This is a genomic window from Pontibacterium sp. (assembly GCF_041587635.1).
Taxonomy (GTDB): domain Bacteria; phylum Pseudomonadota; class Gammaproteobacteria; order Pseudomonadales; family Balneatricaceae; genus Pontibacterium.
On record NZ_JBFGYC010000210.1, the window covers coordinates 1 to 6297 of the forward strand.

The 6297-nt window shown below is 50.6% G+C and carries 3 protein-coding genes; all 3 read right to left on the bottom strand.

All coding sequences use genetic code 11. The features are described from left to right. Nucleotides 1-325: 325 nt before the first annotated feature. The 3 genes from ABYW01_RS11405 to ABYW01_RS11415 all read right to left on the bottom strand — a co-directional run bounded on the left by ABYW01_RS11405 (nucleotide 326) and on the right by ABYW01_RS11415 (nucleotide 5750). A complete protein-coding gene (locus ABYW01_RS11405) occupies nucleotides 326-1225 on the bottom strand; it encodes a LysR family transcriptional regulator (RefSeq protein ID WP_372832802.1) in 900 nt (299 codons plus the stop codon). Between the two features lie 377 nt (nucleotides 1226-1602). Continuing rightward, nucleotides 1603-3249, bottom strand: coding sequence for an amidohydrolase (locus ABYW01_RS11410; protein WP_372832804.1), 1647 nt, complete (start codon nucleotides 3247-3249; stop codon nucleotides 1603-1605). Between the two features lie 314 nt (nucleotides 3250-3563). Then, complete coding sequence (locus ABYW01_RS11415) at nucleotides 3564-5750, bottom strand: OsmC domain/YcaO domain-containing protein (protein WP_372832806.1); 2187 nt, start codon at nucleotides 5748-5750, stop codon at nucleotides 3564-3566. Nucleotides 5751-6297 lie beyond the last annotated feature (547 nt).

Consider the following 6297-nt stretch of genomic DNA (forward strand, 5'->3'; position numbering starts at 1 on the left):
CGTATCGAGAAATTCCAGCAGCTTTTTAGAGCAACCGGTACAAGGGCCATCACACAGCCTTGAAATAGGCATATTGAAGTCTATCGCTTCGCGGACCTGCCCAATAAGGTTATTCATTGCCGTAGCGGTGTCTGGCTTGCGGCGGCTTGCCCTTTCGACAATCTGTACGCTCATATAAATTGCTCGCTCTCAGCTGCACACGAAAATGAGGTGTTTTACGCGGGTTGCACCCAACGCCATCGAGATAGGAGCAGTATCCAGAATAAATCTTATTCGATAAATAGGGATTTCTTCATACCATTCATCGCGTTTTTCGATGAGTTACTCAAGCGTTACCACTGCAGCTTTGCGCCAGGATGTGTCTTAGCCATCGGTGGGAAGGAGTGGCCTGATAGCGCTCATGCCAGAGCATGTAGATATCCATCTCTGGCAATTCAAAAGGTAAGGAATGGGTTGCCAGCCCCCGCATATTGTTAACGCCCATCAGGCTCGGCAACGTCGCCACAAGATCGGTGCCCCGAATAAAATCCAGAACGCCAGAAAAGTTAGGCAACGTGAGGAAAATATTACGCTTGAGCCCCATATCATCAATGGTTTTGTCCATCGGTAACGGTCTGTATCCAGATAACATGACGGATACATGCTGTGCAGATAGGTACTCCTCTGAGGTGGACGGCGCTGTCCGACAGGAGGGATCGTAGTAGCACACGTACTGATCTGTCAGTAGTCGACGTTGAATAATATCTGTCGCCTCTGGTGGACCAGGGACGATCATGAGTTGGCAGCGGTCCTCTCGTAGAATATCCAGCTTGGTATAGTAGGTAGGAAGCACCCCGAAAGTTAAACCTGAAGCCTCCGAACGCACACGCTTAAACAAGCCCGGCAGAATAAAATCCCGCTGATAATCGTTGGTCGCGATGAAAAAATGCTGCTTGGCCGTAGCAGGATCAAACTCACCAGAAACTGTGAGATTACGCAGACTATCCAGGCTGGCCCGGGCCTTCTCAACGAGATCTAACGCCCCGCTGGTGGGTACGATCCCTCTTCCCGCTCGCACAAATAGCGCATCACCGGTGATATCCCGAAGTTTATCCAACGTATGACTGACGGCAGACTGAGAGGTACCCAAGCGCTCAGCAGCACGGCTAACGCTGCCTTCCTCGTGAACCACAAGAAAGTAATGCAGAGCCTTACCATCCAAACGTAAGTAATCAAGTTCGCTCACCGGCGTTTACCTCTAACCAACAACAGACTTGAGTGTAACCGAACGTGTCAGGAAGTTAAGGCATTGCTCCTTGTTTGCTGCCATCCAGGATACAGCCATCGATTATCTCCGACCCACACACGCCCAACCCTATAACGCTCAGGCTCTGGTATACAGTCTGATTCCAGTACAGGTCATAAAGCGAGTCATGATGCCGGGGAAGCAGTTCTTACAACTGAGTGGCGCTGGAGCAGGGATCTATACTGTAAGCAGACCCACCCCTTTTCAGAACGAAGCTAATCAGCGTCCTATGCAACGAATTGCAATTACAGAACTCGACTTGCCATTGGTAATAACGTAGGAACAGTCTGTGTCTGGACTGATAAAACAAAAATACACTACGGTCCAAACTCACTAGAGCGGTAAACCCAGCGGCCGTCTACCATCGTCGCCAACGGCTTGATCGAGGCAATTTTGCGACGATCGACGCTGAGATAGTCCTGATTCAATACCAGCAGATCCGCCCGTTTGCCCACTTCTAATGAGCCGAGCTGATCCTCCATAAACGCCAGCTTTGCATTATTGATGGTGTGAGCGATCAATGCCTGACGCCGGTCTACGTTCTGCTCGGATACCTGCGTGCCATCAACCATCTGCCCATTTACGGCCCACCATAATGTACGAAACGGGTTATAGATCGAAACCACCGGACTATCAGAGCCCAGTCCCCAGAGCACGCCCTTTTCGCTCAGTGTTTTCATCGGGGTCATCTGCTGTGCAACAGCGCCAAATCGTGCCTGGAAGCGATAGCCAATCAACACCGGGCGGCTGTGAATGGCAAACAGAATACCCAGCGCCTTTGCGCGCTCAATCGTCTCAGGTTTGATGCCATCGACATGAGCCAATGTCCAGCGCAGAGCTGCCAATGGATACTCTTTGTTGATCTCTTCGAAGGCATCCAGATGCTGATTAATCGAAGCGTCGTGTACCGCATGAAGATGTAACGGCAAACCCCGTTTAGCCAGTTCGCGTGCATTAACCAGAAACTCAGCCTTCACTTTCTCACTGCTGCGAGCAGGTCGACCAGCACTATCCTGTACCGCCAACATCAGCTGCTCGCCCACGGCCACGGGGCGGAAAAATGCACTGCCACGGTTAAAGGCGACGCCCTCAAGACGCGCCAGATCTGGACTCAAGTCCTCTTTACCCCAAGGAATTACCTGTTTCATATAGAACAGTCGGATGGGCATCTCACCCCGCGAGTCGAGATGTTCAAAGGGCTCGTAGAGGCGATCATGGGTATCAAACCCACCCGCATCAACCACAGTCGTGAGTCCCACGCGCGCCAGATCTTTCAGTGCCTGTCGGCTATGTGCCAATTGCTCCTGACCACGCTGCTCAGCAATTTTCTGTTCGATAAGAAACTGGGCGCGCTTGGTCACTGGCCCCTCGGGGAAGCCGCTACCATCGAGCAGTAATCCCGGCATCTGTGGTGGACTTGTCGCATCGATACCGATACGCTGCAACGCGTGGCTATTCGCGTAGCCCCAGTCGAAAAGGTGTTGCAGATAAACCGGATTATCAGGTGCCGCCTTATCCAGATCCACACGCAGAAAGCCTGCCTTCGGCCGTCCTTCAAACTGACGTTCGACAAAGCCCCCACTGGCGATCAGCCACTGCCCGGGCTTCGCTTTTGCGGCGGTATCGGCAATACGCTGAAGGGCCTGCTGGTAGTCGAGCACCCCTTCGAGGCGGATCTGCTGCCGCCAGTTCTGCGCAGCCCTCACCAGATGCATGTGGTTGTCTATCAGGCCGGGGATGACCGTCCGCCCTTTGAGATCGATCACCTCTGTGTGCTCGGTGATATGGCTGATGATGTCAGACTCATCACCGATGGCAACAATCTTGCCCTCATCAACAGCCAGCGCGCTCGCCTGTCCAAACTCAGCATCCACTTTCAGGATATTGCCGTTTTTCAGCACCAGCTCCGCACTGTGCAGTGAACCGCTGAGCAACAGGAGTAACGCACAGCTTTGCAGTTTCATCGCGAACCCTCCCCTTAAGGTTTAGCGTTCATCCCTCACCAGAGAAAAGACGCTGTGATATTGAGAACCTAATCAGGAAGATTCGTTCCAAAACCGGATGGCGCAATGATAAGAAATCCTTAAACAACAGCAACATTGCCTGTTTGGTAAAACGCGATCATGAGGATTTCACCTATAGTAAGGTCAACTCATTAATCCGTTTCCCCAGACATAAAAAAACCCAACCTTGAAAGATTGGGTTCTCACAGAGCTTAATCTTTTAAAACAGACAATGAGGCAACATCGATTTTCAGAATGATGCCTAGACTCGTCTATTACTTCGTAGCTCTAGCCGCACGCGCCTTGTGCAGTTTCTGATAGCTTTCAATCAGACGAAGGTGCTTATCCAGACCTTCCAGTTTCATGCTGGTTGGAGTCAGACCAAAGAATTTAACCTCACCGGCCACAGAACCAACAACGTTATCCATCACCTCTTCGCCAAACATTCTGCGCAAGTTGTGGGAGTAGTCATCCAACTCCAGCTCTTCATCCAGCTCAATTTCCAGCACGGCATTCACTGCCTGATAGAACAGACCACGCTCGACGGTGTTGTCATTGAACTGGAGGAAAGTCTCTACCAACTCAATCGCCTCATCATGCTGTTGCAGAGCAAGGTAGATGAGAATTTTCAGCTCAAGGATGGTCAGCTGACCCCAGACGGTGTTTTCATCAAACTCGATACCGATCAGGGTTTTGATCTGGGTGTAGTTGTCTTCTCCACACTCTTCCAGGCGCTCAACCAGACTGGCCAGCTGTTCATCATCCAGCGTGTGGATGTTGAGGATATCCGAGCGGAACGGGATCGCCTTGTTCGTGTTATCCCAGACCAGATCTTCAACCGGATACACCTCTGAATAGCCCGGCACCAGAATTCGGCAGGCCGACGCACCAAAATCATCAAAGGTAGCGACATACACCTCTTTACCCAGCTCGTTCAGAATCTCCATAAGCGCGGCATTTTCTTCTTCGTTGGTGCCGGAGAAATCCCACTCACAGAATTCGAAATCATGCTTGGCACTGAAGAAACGCCAGGAGATAACCCCGGTTGAATCGATAAAATGTTCGACGAAGTTATTCGGTTCAGTCACTGCCAGACTGTTAAATGTTGGCGGTGGTACGTCGTTCAAACCTTCAAAGCTTCGGCCCTGCAACAGCTCGGTCAAGCTGCGCTCAAGTGCTACTTCAAAGCTTGGGTGCGCACCAAAAGAAGCGAAGACACCGCCCGTTCTCGGGTTCATCAAGGTGACGCACATCACCGGAAACAATCCACCCAGCGATGCGTCTTTTACGACAACCGGGAAGCCTTGCTCTTCCAGCCCCTGGATACCTGCGACAATGCTCGGGTATTTATTCAATACATCCTGTGGCACATCGGGTAGAACCAGCTCTTCTTCGATGATCTGGCGTTTCACTGCCCGCTCAAAAATCTCAGACAGGCACTGCACTTTGGCTTCGTAGATATTGTTACCGGCACTCATACCGTTACTTAGAAACAGGTTTTCTAAGAGGTTAGATGGGAAGTACACGGTTTGCTGGTCGGATTGACGTACGTAAGGCAGCGCACAAATGCCTCGTTCCACGTTACCGGAGTTGGTATCGATCAGGTTGGAGCCACGCAGCTCGTTCTCTGGATCGTAAATTTCCCGGCAGTAGTCATCCATCAGTCCGTCCGGGATCGCATCATCCGCGGTCAGCTTAAACCACTCCTCATTGGGATAATGCACAAACTCGCTATTCGCGATCTCTTCACCGAAGAACTGATCATTGTAGAAAAAGTTGCAGCTCGCCCGCTCGATGAACTCACCCAGCGCAGAACAAAGCGCGCTCTCTTTGGATGCACCTTTACCGTTGGTAAAACACATCGGAGACGCAGCATCACGGATATGCAGAGACCACACGTTCGGGACAATGTTGCGCCATGAAGAGATTTCGATCTTCATGCCCAGCTCTTCGAGCATGCCGGCCATGTTAGCGATGGTCTGTTCCAGCGGCAGGTCTTTACCCAGAATCATGGTATGAGCTTCACCTTCCGGCATACCCATTGCCATGATCGACGCATCTTCATCCAGACTGTCAACGTTTTCGATCTTAAACTCCGGCCCTTCCTGCACCACTTTCTTAACAGTGCAACGATCGATAGCGCGCAGAATGCCCTGGCGGTCTTTGTCAGAGATACTCTCCGGCAGCTCTACCTGAATCTGGAAGATCTGGTTATAGCGGTTCTCAGGGTCAACAATGTTGTTCTGCGAGATATGGATATCATCCGTCGGAATATCACGCGCCTTGCAGTACACCTTTACAAAGTAAGCCGCACACATCGCGGACGATGCCAGAAAGTAATCAAACGGACTTGGTGCAGAGCCGTCACCTTTATAACGGATAGGCTGGTCGGCAATGACCGTGTAATCATCAAACTTCGCTTCAAGTCTGAGGTTGTCTAAAAAATTTACTTTGATTTCCATTTGGATATTCTTTCCGAAATCGTTAGGTGCAAATAGGTATTGAGTTTAGCCAGTACAACCGGACTTCATGTTTCGTCCAATCGACGGCTGTAGCAGCGTATTTCAAACGCAGTCAATCTGACCACGTAGGCCGCATTATTTGGCGGGCATTTTACCATGTTCGTAGAAATTAAAACGAAGACAATCTAGAAGCTCTAGATCACGTAGGCTGAGCTCACTAACAGCGCCCACATGACCTGGTTTTTTATAGCCTTTCCGTCGTTCGTCCTACCTTATCAAGTGCAAGCCGCGTCCTATTGGGTGGGCATTTCTACGAAACGAGGAGCTTGCCCGTGACTAGTGCACTCAATTCCCTCTCTCAACAAGGCTGATTAGAGCAGATCCGGCATGTAGTAAAATATCAAATAAACCGCTAGCAATACCGCTACCCAAACGACCATGGTTTCGGTTGGCCAAAGCCTTGCGAAGTAGCCCTTTGGTTTACCTGCCTCTGCATCATATGAATTCTGGACCATCTGTTTGATTGAAATGGCTACAGACTTTTCAA

Coding starts and splice junctions, on each gene's coding strand:
- ABYW01_RS11410 (WP_372832804.1), bottom strand. CDS start 3,249: ATGAAACTGCAAAGCTGTGCGTTACTCCTGTTGCTCAGCGGTTCACTG.
- ABYW01_RS11415 (WP_372832806.1), bottom strand. CDS start 5,750: ATGGAAATCAAAGTAAATTTTTTAGACAACCTCAGACTTGAAGCGAAG.